Annotated in this window: 19 protein-coding genes and 1 riboswitch; of the genes, 10 read left to right on the top strand and 9 right to left on the bottom strand. The window is 71.8% G+C overall.

Annotated features, from left to right (window positions below; genetic code table 11):
• Window positions 1–349: 349 nt before the first annotated feature.
• The 3 genes from ABZS97_RS21600 to ABZS97_RS21590 form a co-directional block, all read right to left on the bottom strand.
• The gene (locus ABZS97_RS21600) at window positions 350–745 is read right to left on the bottom strand and encodes a DUF3040 domain-containing protein (protein WP_356139909.1); all 396 of its coding nucleotides are present in this window, start codon (window positions 743–745) and stop codon (window positions 350–352) included.
• Window positions 746–1,020: 275 nt separating this feature from the next.
• The gene (locus ABZS97_RS21595; protein ID WP_356139908.1) at window positions 1,021–1,848 is read right to left on the bottom strand and encodes a methyltransferase; all 828 of its coding nucleotides are present in this window, start codon (window positions 1,846–1,848) and stop codon (window positions 1,021–1,023) included.
• A gap of 189 nt (window positions 1,849–2,037) precedes the next feature.
• Window positions 2,038–2,577: an SAV_6107 family HEPN domain-containing protein gene (locus ABZS97_RS21590; protein ID WP_356139907.1), complete on the bottom strand. Its 540-nt coding sequence runs from the start codon at window positions 2,575–2,577 to the stop codon at window positions 2,038–2,040.
• Window positions 2,578–2,764: 187 nt separating this feature from the next.
• Here ABZS97_RS21590 and ABZS97_RS21585 point away from each other — a divergent pair, with 187 nt between their 5' ends.
• From ABZS97_RS21585 to ABZS97_RS21570, 4 genes are all read left to right on the top strand, one after another.
• Complete coding sequence (locus ABZS97_RS21585) at window positions 2,765–3,577, top strand: ATP-binding cassette domain-containing protein (RefSeq protein ID WP_356139906.1); 813 nt, start codon at window positions 2,765–2,767, stop codon at window positions 3,575–3,577.
• Window positions 3,549–5,633, top strand: coding sequence for a YhgE/Pip domain-containing protein (locus ABZS97_RS21580; protein ID WP_356139905.1), 2,085 nt, complete (start codon window positions 3,549–3,551; stop codon window positions 5,631–5,633). Before ABZS97_RS21585 ends, ABZS97_RS21580 begins: the two co-directional genes overlap by 29 nt.
• Window positions 5,634–5,668: 35 nt before the next feature.
• Complete coding sequence (locus ABZS97_RS21575) at window positions 5,669–6,298, top strand: TetR/AcrR family transcriptional regulator (RefSeq protein WP_356139904.1); 630 nt, start codon at window positions 5,669–5,671, stop codon at window positions 6,296–6,298.
• A gap of 603 nt (window positions 6,299–6,901) precedes the next feature.
• On the top strand, window positions 6,902–8,401 hold the full coding sequence (locus ABZS97_RS21570; protein WP_356139903.1) for an NAD(P)/FAD-dependent oxidoreductase: 1,500 nt from the start codon (window positions 6,902–6,904) through the stop codon (window positions 8,399–8,401).
• A gap of 7 nt (window positions 8,402–8,408) precedes the next feature.
• Here the strand turns inward: ABZS97_RS21570 and ABZS97_RS21565 are convergent, their stop codons facing one another.
• The 5 genes from ABZS97_RS21565 to ABZS97_RS21545 all read right to left on the bottom strand — a co-directional run bounded on the left by ABZS97_RS21565 (window position 8,409) and on the right by ABZS97_RS21545 (window position 12,887).
• Entirely contained in the window at window positions 8,409–9,371 is a 963-nt protein-coding gene (locus ABZS97_RS21565; RefSeq protein WP_356139902.1) for a hypothetical protein, read from the bottom strand.
• A 57-nt stretch (window positions 9,372–9,428) separates the two neighbouring features.
• Window positions 9,429–10,352, bottom strand: coding sequence for a methylenetetrahydrofolate reductase [NAD(P)H] (metF, locus tag ABZS97_RS21560; RefSeq protein ID WP_356139901.1), 924 nt, complete (start codon window positions 10,350–10,352; stop codon window positions 9,429–9,431).
• A 111-nt stretch (window positions 10,353–10,463) separates the two neighbouring features.
• Window positions 10,464–11,111, bottom strand: a complete 648-nt coding sequence (gene thiE, locus ABZS97_RS21555; protein WP_356139900.1) for a thiamine phosphate synthase — start codon at window positions 11,109–11,111, stop codon at window positions 10,464–10,466.
• An 81-nt stretch (window positions 11,112–11,192) separates the two neighbouring features.
• Window positions 11,193–11,558, bottom strand: a complete 366-nt coding sequence (locus ABZS97_RS21550) for an Rv2175c family DNA-binding protein (protein WP_356139899.1) — start codon at window positions 11,556–11,558, stop codon at window positions 11,193–11,195.
• Window positions 11,559–11,660: 102 nt separating this feature from the next.
• Window positions 11,661–12,887, bottom strand: a complete 1,227-nt coding sequence (locus ABZS97_RS21545) for an FAD-dependent oxidoreductase (protein ID WP_356139898.1) — start codon at window positions 12,885–12,887, stop codon at window positions 11,661–11,663.
• A gap of 152 nt (window positions 12,888–13,039) precedes the next feature.
• Window positions 13,040–13,151, top strand: a riboswitch (TPP riboswitch).
• Here ABZS97_RS21545 and thiO point away from each other — a divergent pair.
• The 6 genes from thiO to ABZS97_RS21515 all read left to right on the top strand — a co-directional run bounded on the left by thiO (window position 13,149) and on the right by ABZS97_RS21515 (window position 19,015).
• Complete coding sequence (thiO, locus tag ABZS97_RS21540; protein ID WP_356139897.1) at window positions 13,149–14,345, top strand: glycine oxidase ThiO; 1,197 nt, start codon at window positions 13,149–13,151, stop codon at window positions 14,343–14,345. Its footprint overlaps the riboswitch before it by 3 nt.
• Window positions 14,342–14,542, top strand: coding sequence for a sulfur carrier protein ThiS (gene thiS / locus ABZS97_RS21535; protein WP_356139896.1), 201 nt, complete (start codon window positions 14,342–14,344; stop codon window positions 14,540–14,542). The genes thiO and thiS overlap by 4 nt, the downstream gene beginning before the upstream one ends.
• Window positions 14,543–14,545: 3 nt before the next feature.
• The gene (locus ABZS97_RS21530; RefSeq protein WP_356139895.1) at window positions 14,546–15,340 is read left to right on the top strand and encodes a thiazole synthase; all 795 of its coding nucleotides are present in this window, start codon (window positions 14,546–14,548) and stop codon (window positions 15,338–15,340) included.
• 197 nt (window positions 15,341–15,537) lie between these two features.
• Window positions 15,538–17,490: a Stk1 family PASTA domain-containing Ser/Thr kinase gene (pknB, locus tag ABZS97_RS21525; RefSeq protein WP_356139894.1), complete on the top strand. Its 1,953-nt coding sequence runs from the start codon at window positions 15,538–15,540 to the stop codon at window positions 17,488–17,490.
• A 69-nt stretch (window positions 17,491–17,559) separates the two neighbouring features.
• Entirely contained in the window at window positions 17,560–18,429 is an 870-nt protein-coding gene (locus ABZS97_RS21520) for a deoxyribonuclease IV (protein WP_356139893.1), read from the top strand.
• Window positions 18,430–18,514: 85 nt separating this feature from the next.
• Window positions 18,515–19,015: a DUF4396 domain-containing protein gene (locus ABZS97_RS21515; protein ID WP_356139892.1), complete on the top strand. Its 501-nt coding sequence runs from the start codon at window positions 18,515–18,517 to the stop codon at window positions 19,013–19,015.
• Between the two features lie 24 nt (window positions 19,016–19,039).
• Here ABZS97_RS21515 and ABZS97_RS21510 read toward each other — a convergent pair whose 3' ends face one another.
• Window positions 19,040–19,672 (bottom strand): sulfite oxidase-like oxidoreductase, encoded by a 633-nt coding sequence (locus ABZS97_RS21510; protein ID WP_356139891.1) that lies wholly within the window; start codon window positions 19,670–19,672, stop codon window positions 19,040–19,042.
• Window positions 19,673–19,807 lie beyond the last annotated feature (135 nt).

Genomic DNA, 19,807 nt, shown 5'->3' with positions numbered 1-19,807 from the left:
CCCGGCGCGGCACCCTGCGGCGGCCCGCTCCGGCCGGCGCTGGCTTCCCGCTCGCCCCCTGCCCTGCCGTCTACGGCCCGCCCGCCGACCGGGCCCGGACCGTGCCACGGCAAAGCCGGGGCGCCGCCGGGCGCGGCACCCAGCGGCGGCCCGCATCCGGCGGCCGTGGTCTCCCGCTCGCCCCCTGGGCTGCCTGTGCCGTCCGCCGGCCGTGCTGCCCCCGTTCGCCGCGGGGCTGCCGGTATGGGCGCGCCCTCTTCTATCCGCGCACATGCTTAAGGGGTGACCGCCTTCTCAGGCGGTCACCCCTGTGTGCGTTTGGGTGTACGAGCGGCTCGAAGAGCCGGGCTCACTGGCCCTGTTCGTCGCGGCGGCGCTGCCACCGTTGTTCGATGCGGTCCATCATGGAGCGGCGCTGTCGTCCCTGACGGCGCGCGGCGGGTGCGCCGGGCGTGGCCGACTGCTCACCGGGCTTGGGGGCCTTGCGCCAGCCGGTGACGGCAAGCACCGCGCAGCCCAGCATGACGAGGAATCCCACCACGCTGACCCAGATCTGCTGTGCGACCATTCCGGCCATGAGGAGCGCGATACCCACCAGGAAGCCCGCGACCGCCTGGTAGACCCGTCGTCGGGTGTACGTACGCAGCCCGCTTCCCTCAAGCGCTGTCGCGAACTTGGGATCTTCGGCGTACAGCGCTCGCTCCATCTGCTCGAGCATTCGCTGCTCGTGCTCCGAGAGCGGCACGGCGTCCTCCTCATCGTGCAGTCGCCGGGGCGACCGGGGGTCCCCTTCAGGATAGGCAGGGAATCGCCCCCGTGAAACCCGCCCCTCTACGCCAATTGGCCAACCGGGACCCGCCATGGCACCCCGGTTCACTGAGGCGTGCATTCCCCAGCGGCCGGTCCGTCATGCCGGACGGTCTCCCTCGATCATACGGCGCCGAGCGGCCGATCGGGGGGCCTGTGGCGTACTCCATGTGCAGCCAAGGCCCTGATCAGCGGGGCGCCGCGGGAGGCGGCTCAGCCCTCCTCGGTCCCCTGAGTCTCACCGAGCACATGCAGTTGTGTCGCCACGGAGTGGAACGCGGCGAGCTCGGCGGCCGCCGCCTCCAGCTTCAGCAGGGCGTCCAGGGCACCTGGCTCGGTGTCCACAAGGACCCCGGGGACGAGGTCCGCGAAGACCCGCACGCCGTGCACGGCACCGACCCGCAGGCCCGCGCCCTCGACCAGCGCGGTGAGCTGTTCGGCGGTGAAGCGGTGAGGTACGGGATCACCCTCGCCCCAGCGGCCGTCCGGGTCGTCGAGCGCCTGCCTGGCCTCCTTGAAGTGCCCGGCGAGGGCGCGCGCGAGCACCGCTCCGCCGAGGCCCGCGGCGAGCAGGCTCAGGACGCCGTCGGGGCGCAGCGCGTCGACCACGTTGCGCACGCCCTCGGCGGGGTCGTCCACGTACTCGAGGACGCCGTGGCACAGCACCGCGTCGTACCCGCCGCGCTCGACCACGTCGAACAGGCCGTGCGCGTCGCCCTGGACGCCCTTCACGCGGTCGGCGACCCCGGCTTCGGCGGCCCGGCGCTCCAGCGCGAACAGCGCGTTGGGGCTCGGGTCGACGACGGTGACTCGGTGGCCGAGGCGAGCCACGGGCACCGCGAAGTTGCCGCTGCCGCCTCCGGTGTCGAGGACGTCCAGCGATTCCCGCCCCGTGGCCTTGATCCGGCGGTCGAGGGCGCCTTGGAGGACCTCCCAGACCACGGCGGTACGCAGAGAGGCGCGGGGTCGGGAGGGGCCGGAGCGCAGCGACGTCGGTGAGGGGCTTTGGTGGGAGACGGGCGGGCGCATCGGGTCCGACACGGCAGTTGACTCCTCGGCGCGGCACCGCCTCTTGCACGGCGGAGCGATCGACGTGCCTCCCGGCCCCGGGGCCGGGGCGGAAGGCTTCAGGCGGTTCCACCCTATTGCCTCCGATGCCGTACCCGGTCCCCCGTCTCACGCGGCGGATCGCGCGGTGGCGGGGCGCGCGTCCCCGGCACAGTGGGCAGGTCACCCGGCGTCGGGGACGTCACGGTCCTCGTCCTGCCTCGGCTGGGGCAGCACCGGCTGCAGGACGAGCATCCGCTCGACGAGGCGCAGGAACATCGCCACGTCGCGCAGCAGGTCGTCGGCGTCGCGGCTGCTGGCCGCGCCCTGTATGCCCGCCTCGGCACGGGCGCGGCGGCGGGCCCCGGAGGCGAACAGCGCGCTCCACTCGGCGAGTTCGGGCGCTATTTCGGGGAGCACTTCCCAGGCGCTGCGGATGCGTGCCCTGCGTCGGGACGTGGGCTCCGGGCGTCCTCGCGCGGCGAGGACCGCGGCGGCGGTGCGCAGGGCGGCCAGGTGGGCCGTCGCATAGCGCTCGTTGGGTGTTTCGAGGACGGTCGCCTCGTCGAGGCCGGCGCGGGCCTGGGCGAGCAGGTCGAGGGCGGCGGGCGGGGCCGTGGCCCGGCGGAGCACGGGGTGCACATCGCTCGCCGGGCCGGTCAGTGAGGGGGCAGGGCCGGAGGCGCGGCGCCGGTGGGAGGCGGCTGCGGACGAGTTGGCCATGACGAACCTCCTGTCGTCGTGTGACGGCACTGTGGCCGTATGTGCCCATCGTGCGGTATGCCACTGACAATCCGTTCTGACCTGGGCCTTTGCTTCGATCGACAGTTCGGGATAGTTTTTGCACTGACCAGTCAGTTCAAAAATGGGGGTCTTGACCGGGCCCCCGGCTCAGGGGAGCGAGGGGGACATGGACGGGCCGGAGCAAGCTGCCGGAGTCGCTGTGCACGCCGAGGGGTTCGGGCTCAGGGGGCCGCGGGGATGGGCGTTCCGGGACGTCCGTATCGCCGCGGAACCCGGTTCGCTGATCGCGATCGAGGGACCCTCCGGCTCCGGCCGGACATGTCTGCTGCTCGCGCTCACCGGGCGGATGAAGCCGACCGAGGGGACCGCCACGGTGGGCGGTTCGGTGCTGCCGAAGCAGTTGGCGTCGGTGCGGCGCTTCAGCGCACCGGCCCACGTCCCCGGCGTCACCGACCTCGACCCCGCCCTGACCGTCGGGGAGCACCTGAGGGAACGGGCGCTGCTGCAGCGGCGGTTCGATGGTTCCGTGCGCGCTCTCCTGCGACCGCGCGCGGAGCGGATCGCGGCGGCGAAGCTGCGGATCGACACCGCGCTGGCCGCCGCCGGGCTCGACCGGTCCGCGCTGCCCAAGGGCTCGCGGACGGCCGTACGGGATCTGGAGCGCCTGGAGGCGCTGCGGCTGTCCATCGCCCTCGCTCTCATCGGACGCCCGCGTCTGCTGGGCGTCGACGACACCGACCTCAAGCTGTCGGACGCCGAACGGGCCGAGGCCTGGGCCCTGTTGAGGTCCGTCGCCGCCTCCGGCACGACGGTCCTGGCGGTGTGCAGCGAAGCCCCCGAGGACGCCGTCGTGGTGCGGACCTCGCCGCACGAGGACGAGCGCCAAGCGGAGGACTCCGACGCCGGCAGGCCTGACGGCGCGACACGTGACGACGAGAAGGGGGCGGCTGATGCGCTCGCCGAAACTGGCCGTTCTTGAGCTCAGGCGCTTCGGCAGGGGCAGGCTGCCCCGGGCCGCGCTCGCCGCGCTCCTGCTGCTGCCCCTGCTGTACGGCGCTCTGTACCTGTGGTCCTTCTGGGACCCGTACGGCCGCCTGGACCGCATCCCGGTGGCGCTCGTCAACGACGACAAGGGGGCGACCGCCGCGGGCAAGAAGGTCACGGCGGGCGACGACATCACCGAAGGGCTGCGCGACAGCGACACCTTCGAGTGGCACGAGGTGAGCGCCGCCGAGGCCCGTGCGGGCGTCGAGGACGGCACGTACTACCTGTCGCTGACCATGCCGTCCGACTTCAGTAAGAAGATCGCCTCCAGCTCCGGGGGCTCCCCCGAGACGGGCGCGCTCCAGGTCCGTACGAACGACGCGAACAACTACATCGTCGGGCAGATCTCCAGGACGGTGTTCAGCGAGGTGCGCACGGCCGCGTCCACGAAGGCGTCCCGGTCGTTCCTCGACAAGATCTTCGTGTCGTTCTCGGACATCCACGGGCAGACCGAGAAGGCCGCCAAGGGGGCCGACAAGCTCACGGGCGGGATCGGCAAGGCGGAGAAGGGCTCCAAGGACCTCGCGGACGGGCTGAAGGAGGCCAAGAAGGGCAGCGGCAAGCTCTCCGGCGGCCTCAAGAAGCTCAACACGGGTGCGGGCGACCTGGAGGACGGTTCGCGGCAGGTCGCGGACGGCACACAGAAACTGGCCGACAAGGTCAACGGGGTCGCGGACAAGGTGGGGCCCTTCCTGAAGGACAACGAGAATTCGATCGGCGACACGGCACAGCTCGTCGCCGACTCCGCCTCAGGGATCCGCGACAACCTCGACACCCTGGTGAAGACCGCCCCGATCGCCGCCAAGGGCGCCCACACCGCCTCCGACACGCTGAACGCCGTCTACAAGGCGCGCTGCGAGGACCTGCCGCTGCCCGACGCGGCCTGCCCCGACCTGAAGAAGGCCAAGCAGGCGGCCGCGGACGTCGCGAAGGTCGCCGACGACCTCAACACGCTGATCGCCGACCAGGACGGCGACCTCGACAAGCTCGACAAGAACCTCGCCACGCTGCAGAAGCAGGCGCAGGCCCTCGCCGACCGCTCGCCGCACCTCTCCGAGGACCTCACCGACTCCGTATCCAAGATCAACAAATTGAACGAGGGCGCCGGCAAGGTCGCCGCGGGAGCCAAGACGCTGCACACCGGGCTCGACACGGCCAAGACCGGCGCCGCGGACCTGGACACCGGCGTCGGCAAGCTCAAGACGGGCGCGTACGACCTCAACGGCGGCATGTACAAGCTCGGTGACGGCTCGGGGAAGCTGGCCGGAGGGCTCCACGACGGCGCCGGGCAGATCCCCGACTACGACAAGAAGGACCGCGACGAGCGCACCGGCGTCATGTCCGATCCGGTGCGGCTCGCCTCGAAGGACCTGCACCACGCGCCCAACTACGGCACCGGCTTCGCCCCGTACTTCATCCCGCTCTCCCTGTGGGTGGGCGCGATGGTGGCGTACATGCTGATCCCGCCGCTCAACCGGCGTGCCCTCGCGGCGGGCGGCTCGGCCTGGCGCATCGCGCTGGCGGGCTGGCTGCCGGTGGCCGCCCTGGGTGTGCTGCAGACGGCGGCGCTGATGTCGGTCCTGCACTGGGCGATCGGCCTGGAGATGGTGCGAGCGGCCGGAACGGTGGGCTTCCTCTTCCTGGTGACGGCCTGCTTCGCGGCGATCGTGCAGTGGCTGAACGCACGCTTCGGAGCGGCCGGCCGGATCCTCGTCCTCGCCCTTCTGATGCTCCAGCTGACGTCGGCGGGCGGTACGTACCCCGTCCAGACCAGTCCGGGCTTCTTCAACGCGATCCACCCCTTCCTGCCGATGAGTTACGTCGTCGCGGCCCTGCGCAGGCTCATCACGGGCGGCGGTCTCGGGCCCGTCTGGCAGGCGTGCGCCGTCCTCGTGGCGTTCACCGCGGGCGCTCTCGCGCTCACCGCCCTGTCCGCGCACCGCAAGCAGGTGTGGACCCTCGACCGACTGCACCCGGAGCTGAGCCTGTGACCCCGCACGTGACCGGTCCTGTGACAATCAAGGCCATGGACAGCAGCAGCACCACGGGAGGCGGCGGCACCCGCCGCGAGGCGACACGGCAGAAGCTCTACGAGGCGGCCGTCACGCTCATCGCGGAACAGGGCTTCTCCGCTACCACCGTGGACGAGATCGCCGAGCGCGCCGGGGTCGCGAAGGGCACGGTCTACTACAACTTCGCGAGCAAGTCCGTCCTCTTCGAACAGCTGCTGCGGCACGGCGTGGAACTCCTCACCGCCTCCCTTCGGGAGGCGGCGGAGAAGACCGCGCGCGATGGGGGCAGCAAGGTCGACGCCCTGGACGCGATGATCCGCGCCGGGCTCGTGTTCATCGACCGCTATCCGGCCTTCACCCAGCTCTACGTGGCCGAGCTGTGGCGCACCAACCGCGCCTGGCAGTCCACGCTGATGGTGGTGCGGCAGGAGGCGGTCGCGGTCGTCGAGGGCGTCCTGCGCGACGCTGTGGCGGACGGCGAGCTCAGCGACGAGATCGACATCCAGCTGACGGCGTCCGCCCTGGTCGGGATGGTCCTGGTAGCCGCCCTGGACTGGCAGTCCTTCCAACCTGAACGCTCCCTGGACGACGTCCACTCGGCGCTCTCCCGGCTGCTCCAGGGGCGCGTGAGCGGCAGCCGCTGAGCCGGGCCGACCCGGCCCGGGCCGGGCCGGGCCGACGGGCGCACGCAAAAGCGCCGGTCCGATGTGGCCGCGGGCCACTCGAACCGGCGCTTCGCCGTGCTTCCCCCGTACTCCCCCGTGTTCCCCCGTTGGACCCCCGTTCGGTCGTTCCCCCGGGCCCCCCGTGTCTCGCTTCCGCCGACGGATCGGCGGAAGGAGCGGTGAAGGGCGCCGCACCGTTCCGCCGCCCCGTGTCGGCGGTGCCGGAGCCGCGCCCCTTGCCGTGCCTCCACTCTCCCGTTCACGCAGGTCGGGCCCATCCGCGCGCGTACTCATCTCACTCCCTAGGTACGGATACTCAGCACTGCGCACTCAGGCCCAGGACACACCGTTGCCGACTGGTTACGATCGCGTCCGTGTCCGTACTCCCCTTGGCCGGGGGCCTGGGAGTTTGCCCCCGGAAGGCACAGCACCAGCGGCTGGGCCGCGGCCTGAGCGACCACGTGTCCGAGCCCCTTCAGCTTCCTGAGATCCTGGTCACAGCGGGCTGCGGAACGGGACGGGCGCCCGCCCGGCTGACGGCCGGGGCACGGGTTGTCAGTGGTGGCCGATAAAGTCCCTGGCATGGCACGGATTGCGGTGATCGGCGCCGGGATGGGCGCGATGGCGGCCGCTGCCCGGCTGGCCGTCGCGGGCCACCGGGTGGTGGTGTACGAGCGCGCGGCGACGTACGGCGGAGCGGTGGGCCGAGTCAAGCGCGACGGCTTCTCCTTCGACACGGGACCGGGGTTGCTCCCGCTGCCCGCGGTCTACCGCGACCTGTTCGTCAAGACCGGCAAGGAGCCGCTGGAGGCGTGCGTCGAGCTGGTCCAGGTCGATCCGTCGTCCCACCACGTCTTCGCCGACGGCACACGGGTCTCGCTGCCCAACGCCTCCCGCGCGGGGGTCGTCGCGGCCCTGGACGGGGCTCTGGGGGCCGGTGCGGGCGAGCGGTGGGGTGATTTCCTGGTGCGGGCCCGCGAGGCCTGGGACCGGACGCGCCGGCCTCTCCTGGAGGAGCCGCTCTGGACCGACTGGTCGGTGCTCGCCGAGCGCGAACCCTATCCGGCGGTGCCGCACAAGCGGCTGCTGCGCACCCGGCGGGCCACCACGCTCGCCGAGGTCGGCGCCTGGGAGCTGCGCGACCCGCGCCTGGCGGCCCTCCTGGAGAGCCACGCGCTGGCGTACGGCCTCGATCCTCGGGCCACCCCCGCCGCCGCGGCCGTGCTGCCCTACATGGAACACGCCTTCGGCAGTTGGTACGTGCGCGGTGGCGTCCGGGAGCTGGCCCGCGCGGTGTACGAGCGGTGCGTGGCCCGCCGGGTGGAGTTCCGCTTCGGGGCCGCCGTCGAGCGGCTCGTCGAGAAGGACGGCCGCGCGGCCGGTGTCGAGCTCTCCGACGGCTCGGTCGCGGAGGCGGACTTCGTGGTGGCCGGTGTCGCTCCCGGCGCGCTGGACCGCATCGCCTCCGGGGCGGCGCTGCGCGGCGAGGGCGAGGTCGCACCGCGCGGCGAGAGCATCACGCCGAGCCGGCTGAGCGTGCTGCTGGCGCTGCGCGGCGGACGTCCGCAGGGGGCTGCGCACCGGACGGTGGTGCACACGGCGGACCGGGAGGGCGAGTTGGCGCAGCTCTTCGGTGAGCGCCCGGGGTTCCCTGCCGCGCCCACCGTGACGGTGCTGCGGCCCGACGACCCGTCGCCGGTCCCGGACGCGGAGCACGAGGCGGTCACGTTGACCGTGACCGTGGCGCCGGGCCTGACGGTGTCCGGGGCGGACGTCGAGCGGGTGCTTTCCCTCGCCGAGCGGGCGATACCCGACCTCCGCGACCGCCTCCTGTGGCACGAGACGCGCACCCCCGCCGACATCGCCGGGGCGACGGGCGCGGACGGCGGCGCGGTGCCCGCCCCGGCACTCGCAGCGGCGGACGGGCGCCTGCTGCACCCCGCGAACAGCACCCGGATGCCCGGCCTCTTCGCGGTCGGCGGCTGGGCTCACCCCGGCGGCGGGCTCCCGCACGCGGGCATGTCGGGCGCCCTGGTGGCCGGACTGATCGTGGAGGGACCGGAGTTCCGCGGCTCGCAGTGAACCGCGCTCAGTACCGGTACTGCTCGTCGTACCCGTTGTTGTTGCCGTTGTTGTTGCCGTTGCCGTCGCCCTGGTACGGGTACGGCTGTTCCTGCGGGAGTTCGCCGCCGTACGGGTCGTCGGTGTTGCGCTGCTGGGGCACCCAGAGGCCGCCGGCCGGGGTCTCGCCGCCGTAGGTGCCCGTCGCGTACGGGTCCTGGGTGTAGCCCTGCTGCTGGCCGTACTGCTGCTGCTCGCCGTAGCCGGTGTCGTACGTGGCCCCGCCGTACGTCTGGGTGCCGATGTACGGGTCGGAGTAGGCGGCGTACTGCTGCTGGCCGGTGGTGTCGTAGGCGTACTGCTGCTGGTCGTAGCCGGCGTAGCCGTCGTACGCGAAGTTCTGGCTGGGGTCCTGCGCCTGGGCGGCGGCCGCATAGGAGGGGTCCGTGGCGGCCGCGTACGCCGCGTCGGTGTAGACGCCGTACTGGCCGGTGTCCTCGGGCAGCGGCTGCGGTTCGTAGACGGCGCTGCTCTCGGCGGCCGAGGCCATCGTCTCGACGGGCTGCGCGGGGCGGAACACGTCGTCGCGGTCGTAGTCGTCGTACGCCTCGTCGGGCGTGTACGACGACGTCTCGTCGGTCGCTTCGAGGTCGGTGACCTCAAGTGTCGGTTCCTGGTGGTCCGGCTCGCCGCGGCGGCGCTTGCTCTTGCCGCCGCTCTTGGCGCCGATGCCCGGGCGGTTGCGCACGGCCCAGCCGGCCGCGAAGCCGCGGCGGAACGAGAGCGTGACGTACGTCTGGCCGACCGTGAAGGCCGCCGCGCCCAGGCCTATGACCACGACCGAGCGGCTCAGTACGCCGAGGACGACGCAGAGGAAACCGACGAAGGCGAGCAGTCGCCAGCGCAGTCGCGCCTTGTACTGCAGCAGGACCTCGCCGAGCAGCCACAGCGCGACGATTCCGAACGCGATGTAGAGGACCGTAAAGCCCATGTACGCCCCTCTCCCAGGTGGCCGCTACGCAGTGTGTCGTACGCGGGTGCGACCGGTCTAGGCCTGCTGTGGGTGGTGCAGCCCCAGATTTTCGTAGATTTCCAGCGTCGCCGTGGAGTTGTTGAGCGTGATGAAGTGCAGACCGGGGACTCCCTCGTCCAGCAGCTTCGCGCAGAACTCCGTCGCGAACTCGATGCCAATGGAGCGTACAGCCGCCGGATCGTCTTTGGCTGTGAGGATCCGCTCTTTCAGAACGGCGGGGATCGCGGCGTTGCTGAGCTGCGGCAGGCGTTCCAGCATCTTCACGCTGGTCACCGGCATGACCTCGGGAATCACCGGGGTCTCGCAGCTCGCGGCGCCGACGCGGTCGCGCAGGCGCAGATAGGACTCGGGTTGGAAGAACATCTGCGTGATCGCGTAGTCGGCGCCGGCGCGGCATTTGTCGACGAAGTGCTCGACGTCACGGTCCCAGGTGTCGGAGCGCGGGTGCATCTCGGGGAAGGCCGCGACGCCTACGCAGAAGTCACCGGACTCCTTGATGAGACGGACGAGTTCGGCGGCGTAGGTCAGGCCGCTGGGGTGCGGCACCCAGTCGCCCATGGGGTCGCCGGGCGGGTCGCCGCGGACCGCGAGCATGTTGCGGATCCCGGCGTCGGCGTACTGGCCGATGATGTTGCGCAGCTCGGCGATGGAGTGGTTGACCGCGGTGAGGTGGGCGACCGGGGTGAGCGTCGTGTCGACGACGATCTGCTGGGTCTCCTTGACGGTGCCCGCGCGGGTTGAGCCGCCGGCGCCGTAGGTCACGGAGACGAAGTCGGGTGCGACGGCCTCGACCCGGCGCAGCGCGTTCCACAGGTTGCGCTCACCCTTGGGGGTCTTCGGCGCGGAGAACTCGAACGAGTACGTCTTCTTGCCGGTGGCGAGCATGTCGCGCACGGTGCGTGCGCGGTCAGTCCTGGTGGAAGCGGATCCGAGGGCCATACCGGCAGGTTAGCCAGGGGGCGTCGGTACCCCAACCGAACCGCTGAGAATTGTCCGATTTGTCGACTTCTTGTCCACCCCTCGGACAGTTCTCGGACAGTTGCCGCGCGCCTACGCGTCGCGCAGCCGCTTCGCGAACTCGCCCGCCGCCGCTCCGGGATCGTCCGCCTCCGTGATCGCACGGACGACCACGACACGGCGGGCGCCCGCCTCCAGCACCTCGTCGAGGTTGCCGAGGTCGATGCCTCCGGTGGCGAACCAGGGGCGGTCGGTGCCGAGGGAGGCGGTGTGGCGGACCAGGTCCAGGCCGGGGGCGTGGCGGCCGGGCTTGGTGGGGGTCGGCCAGCAGGGGCCGGTGCAGAAGTAGTCCACGCCGTCCTGGACGGCGGCGGCCTCGGCCTCGGAGTCGGCGTGCGTGGAACGGCCGATCAGGACGTTCTCCCCCAGGATCGCGCGGGCCGCGAGCACGGGCAGGTCGCCCTGGCCGAGATGCAGCACGTCGGCACCGATGGCATGGGCGACGTCCGCCCGGTCGTTGACCGCGAGGAGCTTGCCGTGGCGCGCACAGGCCTCGGCGAAGACCTGGAGGTGCTCCAGTTCCTCCCCTGCCTCCATGCCCTTGTCGCGCAGCTGAACGATGTCCACGCCGCCGGCCAGGACCGCGTCGAGGAACTCGGCGAGGTCACCCTGGCGTCTGCGGGCGTCCGTGCAGAGGTAGACGCGGGCGTCGGCGAGCTGAGCGCGAGCGCTGTTGGGCATGGCGGTGTCCCCCGTGGTCGATGGCGTACGAGCCGCCGGGTGCTCGGCCCGTACGCCGGACGGTTCCTTCGTTCGTTCAGGTCAGACGGCGAGCGCCTGGGCGCGGCGCTTCACCTCCGTGCCGCGATTCTCGCTGAGGGCCTGCGCGGGCGTGCCGGGCAGGCTCGGGTCGGGGGTGAAGAGCCACTCGAGCATCTCTTCGTCGGTGAAGCCGTCGTCCCGAAGGAGCGTCAAGGTGCCGGTGAGGCCCTTGACGACCTTGTCCCCGTCGATGAAGGCGGCGGGGACGTGCAGCGCGCGGTTCTCGCCGCGGCGTACGGCGATCACCTGGCCCTCCTTGACCAGCTGCCGGACTCGGGTCACCTCTACGCCGAACTGTTCGGCGATGTCGGGCAGGGTGAGCCAGGCAGGGACGAGAGCATCGGTCTTTGCGTCAATCTCGGTCACGGGACAAGCCTGCCATCCCGGACTGACACTCGGAAGCCGGGGCCGTCCGACCTGGGCCGACGGAGTGCCCCTCACCGCTGTCCCGACGGAAAACTCCGCCGACTACACCGCCGCCGCCTTCAGCGGCCGCGACGGATCGGGCAGCAGCTCCGGGTCCATCGGAGTGCCCGCCTCGATCAGCCGGCGTCCCTGGGCCAGGTCGCGGGGGCGGCCGACCGCCAGGAGGGCGACGAGCCGGCCGTCGCGAAGCCAGCAGACCGTCCAGGCCGGTGCCGAGGGGTCGCCGCGCCACACCGTCGTGTCGGCGGCCTCGTGGTGGCCGACGTACTGGACGAAGCGGCCGAACTGCTCGGACCAGAAGTACGGCACCGGGTCGTACGCCGTCGGGGACTCGCCGATGATGTTCGCCGCCACCGTGCGCGGACCCTGGAGCGCGTTGTCCCAGTGGTGGACCAGCAGACGCCCCTCGTACCTTCCCGAAGGGAAGGAAGCGCAGTCGCCGACCGCGTAGATGTCCTGCACGGAGGTGCGCAGGTGGTCGTCGGCGACGATCTCGCGATGGGCGCCCAGCTCGATGCCGGAGCCGGTGAGCCAGGCGGTGGCCGGGCGCGCTCCGATGCCGACGACGACGGCGCCCGCGGGGACCCGTGAGCCGTCGTCGAGCACCACCGCGCCCGCCTCGATGCGCTCCACGCGCGCGTGGGTGCGCAGTTCGGCCCCGCTGTCCGCGTACCAGGCCGCCATGGGCGCGGCCACCTCCGCCGGCAGGGCACCGGCGAGCGGCCGGTCGGCGGCCTCGACGACGGTCACCGCGCACCCCGCCTCGCGGGCGGCCGTGGCGAACTCGGCGCCGATCCAGCCCGCGCCGACGACCACGATGTCGTGCTGCTGGGCGAGGACGGGGCGCAGCCGCTCGGCGTCGTCGAGGGTGCGCAGCAGGTGGACGCCGGGCACGCCCTCGGCGCCCGGCAGCTGGATCGGTTCGGCTCCGGTGGCGACGACCAGAACGTCGTACGGCACGGGCCCGGTGACGGTGTCGAGCTCGTGGTCCACGGGCCGTACGCCCACGACCTCGCGCCCGAGCTGCAGTTCGATGCCGAGCGCCTCGAAGTCGACGTCGAAGGCGGAGCCCTCGGCCTTGCCGAGCAGGACGGCCTTGGACAGCGGTGGCCGGTCGTAGGGCTGATGGGGTTCCGCGCCGATCAGCGTCACGCTGCCGGTGAAACCCTGTTCCCGCAGGGCGACCGCGGTCTGCACCCCGGCCATGCCCGCGCCCACGACGACGACCCGCCGTGCCGAATGTCCCCGCGCCTGCGTCTGCTCGCTCACCTGATCACCATAGACAACTGACGGTTTGTCAGTCAGGGGGCGTGCTCGGTGACCTGTTCCACAGCACTCGTCCGCCCCCGGCCCGACTCCCGGAGGCCACCGGCGGAGGCTCCCTTACTGAGGCGGGGGCGGCGGGCTAGGGTGGCCCACGTACAAGCACTCGCGGGAGCCCGGACGCACCGGGCTGAGAGGGAGGCTGGCGGCCTCCGACCGTACGAACCTGATCCGGGTCATGCCGGCGAAGGGAGGGGCTGGACGCCCATGTCGCCTACACGTACATCAGCCGCGCGCGCCTCGGGCACGCACGCATCAGACGTCCTCGTCGTGGGGGGCGGGATCATCGGTCTGGTGACCGCCTGGCGGGCCGCGCAGCGCGGCTTCGCGACCGCGGTCGTGGATCCCGAACCGGGCGGCGGAGCAGCCCGGGTGGCGGCCGGGATGCTGGCCGCCGTCACCGAACTGCACTACGGCGAGCAGACCCTGCTGGGTCTGAACCTCGCCTCCGCGCGCCGCTACCCCGCGTTCGTCGCCGAGCTGACCGAGGCGACGGGCCAGGACCTCGGCTACCGCCGCTGCGGCACCCTCGCGGTCGCGCTGGACGCCGACGACCGCGCCCACCTGCGGGAACTGCACGCCCTGCAGCAGCGGTCGGGGCTGGAGTCGGAGTGGCTGAGCGGCCGCGAGTGCCGTCGCCTGGAGCCGATGCTCGCGCCGGGCGTACGCGGCGGACTCCGCGTCGACGGCGATCACCAGATCGACCCCCGGCGGCTCGCGAAAGCGCTGGTCACGGCGTGCGAGCGGGCCGGGGTGGTGTTCCGGCGGACGTGGGCCAAGCAGCTGAGCGTCGCTGCGGACCGGGCCACCGGCGTGGTCACCGCGGACGGCACCGAGCTCTCTGCCGGGCAGGTCGTCCTCGCCGCGGGCAGCCTCAGCGGGCAGCTCGCAGGCGTCCCCGACGCCGTACTGCCGCCCGTACGGCCGGTGAAGGGGCAGGTGCTGCGGCTGACCGTCCCCCGGAAGTACGCGCCCTTCCTGAACCGGACCGTGCGCGCCGTCGTGCGCGGCAGCCACGTCTACCTGGTGCCGCGAGAGAACGGCGAGCTGGTCGTGGGCGCGACCAGCGAGGAGCTGGGCTGGGACACCACGGTGACCGCGGGCGGCGTCTACGAGCTGCTGCGCGACGCCCACGAGCTGATCCCCGGCATCACCGAGCTGCCGCTCACCGAGACGCGGGCCGGACTGCGCCCCGGCTCCCCCGACAACGCTCCGCTGCTCGGCCCGACCGAGCTGGCCGGGCTCCTCCTCGCCACCGGCCACTACCGCAACGGCGTCCTGCTCACGCCCGTCACCGGCGACGCGCTGGCGCACGCCCTGGCCACCGGCGAACTCCCCGACGAGGCCCGCCCCTTCACCCCCCGGCGCTTTCGCACCACCGCACTCACGGAGCAGCCCGCATGAACGTCTTCGTCAACGGAGAGCGGCAGCACCTCACCGAGGGCACCGCGCTCGACACGCTCGTCGCGACACTCAGCCCGGCTCCCTCCGGGATCGCCGCCGCCCTCAACGAAACCGTCGTCCCGCGCGGGCAGTGGAAATCCACTCCCCTCTGCGAGGGAGACCGCGTCGAAGTCCTCACCGCCGTCCAAGGAGGCTGACCCATGGCCGACGATCCCTTCGTCCTCGGCGGCAGGACCTTCTCGTCCCGCCTCATCATGGGCACAGGCGGCGCGCCCAGCCTCGACGTCCTGGAGCGCTCGCTGGTGGCGTCCGGCACGGAGCTGACCACGGTCGCGATGCGCCGTGTGAACCCCGAGGCACACGGCTCGGTCCTCTCCGTGCTCGACAAGCTGGGCATCCGGGTGCTGCCCAACACGGCCGGCTGCTTCACCGCGGGCGAGGCCGTACTGACCGCCCGCCTGGCCCGCGAGGCCCTCGGCACCGGTCTGATCAAGCTGGAGGTCATCGCCGACGAGCGCACCCTGCTGCCGGATCCGATCGAGCTGCTCGACGCCGCCGAGACCCTGGTGGACGACGGCTTCACCGTGCTGCCGTACACGAACGACGACCCGGTCCTCGCGCGGAAGCTGGAGGACGCCGGCTGCGCCGCGATCATGCCGCTGGGCTCTCCCATCGGCTCCGGGCTCGGCATCCGCAACCCGCACAACTTCCAGCTGATCGTGGAGCACGCGCGCGTGCCGGTGATCCTGGACGCCGGGGCGGGCACGGCGTCCGACGCGGCGCTCGCGATGGAGCTGGGGTGCGCCGGTGTGATGCTCGCCTCCGCCGTGACGCGGGCGCAGGAGCCGGTGCTCATGGCGGAGGCGATGCGGCACGCCGTCGAGGCGGGCCGGCTCGCCCGGCGAGCGGGGCGCATCCCCAAGCGGCACTTCGCCGAGGCGTCCTCCCCCGCGACGGGAATGGCACGACTGGACCCGGAGCGGCCGGCGTTCTGAACGCCGCGGTCCGCGCCGTCGGCGGCTGCGGGTCCATGTCGGCGGGCGGCCCCGACCGCTCGCATACCGGCATCTCGCACAGCTGTGCCCACAGCGGTAGCAGCGGCCCGAGGCGTGCGTCACAGGTCGGCTGCAGTACCGCCCCGGTATCGCCCTAACGGGTGGTCGTGTCGGTGTCGGCTCGTACACTCACCTGCGTGGACACGACCCTTCAGGACCCGCTGGTCGGGCAGCTGCTCGACGGGCGCTACCGCGTCGAGGCACGGATCGCGGTGGGCGGGATGGCCACGGTCTACCGGGCCGTGGACACCCGCCTCGACCGCGTGCTCGCCCTCAAGGTGATGCACCCGACCCTGGCCGCCGACCACTCCTTCGTGGAGCGCTTCATCCGCGAGGCCAAGTCGGTGGCCCGGCTCGCGCACCCCAACGTGGTGCAGGTCTTCGACCAGGGAACCGACGGGGCGTACGTCTATCTCGCCATGGAGTACGTCGCCGGGTGCACCCTGCGCGACGTGCTGCGCGAGCGCGGGGCGCTGCAGCCGCGCGCCGCACTCGACATCCTGGAGCCGGTCCTCGCCGCGCTCGGCGCCGCGCACCGCGCCGGGTTCGTGCACCGTGACATGAAGCCGGAGAACGTCCTGATAGGGGACGACGGCCGGGTCAAGGTCGCGGACTTCGGGCTCGTACGGGACGTGGGCACCGTGACGAACACCACGGGCGCCGTCCTCGGCACCGTGTCCTACCTGGCCCCGGAGCAGATCGAGCACGGCACGGCCGACACCCGCGTCGACGTCTACGCCTGCGGAGTCGTCCTCTACGAGATACTCACCGGCGACAAGCCGCACTCCGGGAGCTCGCCCGCACAGGTGCTCTACCAGCACCTGCACGCGGATGTGCCCCCGCCGTCGGCCGCCGTGCCGGGACTGTCCTATGCCCTCGACGAGCTGGTCGCCACGGCGACCGCCCGCAACCCCGAGCTGCGCCCGCACGACGCGGTCGCGCTGCTCGCCCAGGTCCTGGACGCGAGAGCCGGGCTGAGCGCCGAGCAGCTGGACCTCGTGCCGCCGAAGGCGAACGCCATCGGCCACGACAACGCCCAGGACCGTACGAGTGTGATCCCGCGCTCGCTGTCCGTACCGCGGCCGCTCCCGGTCAACGAGGACGACGGGGACCGGGCCGGGCTCGCGCACACCGACCGCTTCGAGCGGACCAGCCTCTACGAGACGCCTCCGCCGCCGCCTTCACGGCGCTCCCGGCTCTCCTGGCACCCCCGGCGCGGACTGGTCGCGATCGTCGCCGCGGCGCTGCTGGTGCTGGGGGTCGGCGCGGGTGTCTGGTACATCAACTCCGGCCAGTTCACCAAGGTCCCGCCGGTGTTGTCGATGACCGAGACGAAGGCCACGGACCAGCTGGAGTCGGCGGGCCTGGACGTCAAGGTCAAGCACCAGTACAGCACCGTCGTCAAGCGCGGCACCGTCATCAACGCCGATCCCGCGGTCGGCGACCGCATCCGGGACAACGCGACGGTGACGCTGCTCATCTCCGACGGCCCGGAGACGGTGAAGGTGCCCGACCTGAAGGGCGACAAGCTCGACGAGGCCAAGGCCCGGCTGAAGAAGGACGGGCTGGCGGCGGGCATGGTCACCCGTGCGTTCAGCGAGGACGTCCTCAAGGGCTACGTCATCAGCAGCGACCCGGGCGCGGGCATCTCACGGCACGCCGGCTCGGCCATCGCGCTCGTCGTCAGCAAGGGCAGCCCGGTGGACGTGCCCGACGTCACGGGCGAGTCCGTCGAGGACGCCAAGTCGGACCTCGAAGAGCAGGGCCTGAAGGTCAAGATCGCCTCCGCGCAGGTCAATTCGGAGTACGACAAGGGCGATGTCGCCCAGCAGTCGCCGGGCGAGGGCAAGCAGGCCGCCGAGGGCGACACCGTGACCCTGACGATCTCCAAGGGCCCGGTGATGGTCGAGGTCCCCGACGTCGTGGGCAAGAGCGTCGACGACGCGAAGCAGGAGCTGGAGGACAAGGGCTTCAAGGTCGACGAGGACCGCGGTCTGCTCCACCTCTTCGGGGACAAGGTCAAGGGCCAGTCGGTGGACGGCGGCGAACAGGCCCCCAAGGGGTCGACGATCACGCTGGAGATCGAGTAGGTCTCCGGGGGTGCCCGTGCCGCCGACCGCGTGGCCGGGGCACCCCACGGGGCGTGACACCCTGAAAGGGTGACCAGCAAGCAGCTCCGCAACCCCGTCGGCGGCCATGTGCCCGTGGCCGGCGGCCTCAACTCCGTCGGCCTGACCTACGCACGCGAGATGGGCGCCGAGACCGTCCAGGTCTTCGTCGCCAACCCGCGCGGCTGGGCGACGCCCCCCGGCAACCCCCGCCAGGACGAGGAGTTCCGCGCGGCGTGCGCCGCCGAGTCGATCCCCGCGTACGTCCACGCGCCGTACCTGATCAACTTCGGCTCGCACACCCAGGCCACCGTCGAGCAGTCGGTCCTGTCTCTGCGCCACTCGCTGCGCCGGGGCCGGGAGATCGGCGCGCTCGGTGTGGTCGTGCACACCGGAAGCGCCACCGGCGGCCGGGACCGCCCGGTCGCCCTGAAGCAGGTGCGTGAGTACCTGCTGCCGCTGCTGGACGAGCTGACCCACGACGACGACCCGTACCTCCTCCTGGAGTCGACCGCCGGGCAGGGCGCCTCGCTCTGCTCGCGCACCTGGGATTTCGGGCCCTACTTCGAGGCGCTGGACGCCCACCCCAAGCTGGGCGTCTGCCTCGACACCTGCCACATCTACGCCGCCGGCCACGATCTGACCGGGCCGAGCGGGATGCATCAGACCCTCGACCTGCTGGTGGACACCGTCGGCGAGGGACGGCTGAAGCTCATCCACGCCAACGACTCCAAGGATGTGGTCGGCGCACACAAGGACCGTCACGAGAACATCGGCTCCGGCCACATCGGCGAGGACCCGTTCCGCGCGCTGATGACCCACCCCGCCACCGCGGGCGTACCTCTGATCATCGAGACGCCCGGCGGCAAGGAAGGGCACGCGGCGGACGTGGAGCGGCTGAAGAAGCTGCGCGACGGCTGAGTTCTCCAGCCCGTTGAGGAATACCCCTGGGGGGTATACGGTTCTTGCCAAGTGCAGGAACCGTTACCTGACGTTGGGGGCAGTCATGCAGCACGAGGCGCACGCAGCACACGATCACCACCACGAGGCGCACGACCACCCCGCCACCGGTGCGTCCTGGTCCATGGCCGCCCAGGCCACGCTCCACTGTCTGACCGGCTGCGCCATCGGCGAGGTGCTCGGCATGGTCATCGGCACCGCCCTGGGATGGGGCAACCTGCCGACCACGATCCTCGCGATCGTGCTCGCGTTCTTCTTCGGCTACTCGCTCACCCTGCGCGGTGTACTGAAGGCGGGCGTCGGCTTCGGGGCGGCCGTCCGGGTGGCCCTGGCCGCGGACACCCTGTCCATCGCCGTGATGGAGCTGATCGACAACGGCGTGATCGTGCTGTGGCCGGACGCGATGGACGCGACCCTGAGCGACGCCCTGTTCTGGCTGTCACTCACCCTCTCGCTCGTGATCGCCTTCGTGGTCACGACGCCGGTCAACAAGTGGATGATCGGCCGCGGCAAGGGGCACGCGGTGGTGCACCGGTACCACCACTGAGCGCCGGCAGGCAGGGACCAGGATCTAGAGCTCGGGGCCGTCCCCGGGCTCTTCCTGGTACGAGTAGCGCTGCTCGCGCCACGGATCGCCGACGTTGTGATAGCCGCGCTCCTCCCAGAAGCCGCGACGGTCGGCCGTCATGTACTCCACGCCTCGGACCCACTTGGGGCCCTTCCAGGCGTACAGATGCGGCACGACCAGGCGGAGCGGGAAGCCGTGCTCCGCGGTGAGCAGTTCGCCGTCCTTGTGGGTCGCGAAGATCGCGCCGTCGGAGGCGAAGTCCGCGAGGCGGAGGTTCGAACTGAACCCGTACTCGGCCCAGACCATGACGTGGGTGACGGCGGACGAGGGCGGCGCGGTCTCCAGGATCGTACGAGCCGGGATGCCACCCCATTCGGCTCCGAGCATGCTGAACTTCGTCACGCAGTGCAGATCGGCCACGACCGTGGCGTACGGCAGAGCCGTGAACTCCTCATGGGTCCAGCAGTGTTTCTCGCTGTCCGCGGTGGCGCCGAAGACCCTGAACTCCCAGCGCTCGGGCCGGAACTTGGGTACGGGACCGTAGTGCGTGACCGGCCAGCCGCGCTGCAGTCGCTGCCCCGGCGGAAGCTGTGACTGTGCACCTTCTCCAGATTCCCGCTCCACCGGCTGACCCATGACTCCATCCTGACAGACCCGGGACACTGCACATGACCAGCCCCGGTTCGATTCGGGCAACTCCTACTAAGCGTGCACTTACTGGACGCGTTTCCGCGCCCGGTGCAAGGATGCGGCGCAACCTGCCCAGTCCCC

The sequence above is a fragment of the Streptomyces sp. NPDC005485 genome (genome assembly GCF_040606085.1).
Classification (GTDB): Bacteria; Actinomycetota; Actinomycetes; order Streptomycetales; family Streptomycetaceae; genus Streptomyces.
This window is presented reverse-complemented; position numbering and strand designations above follow the sequence as displayed.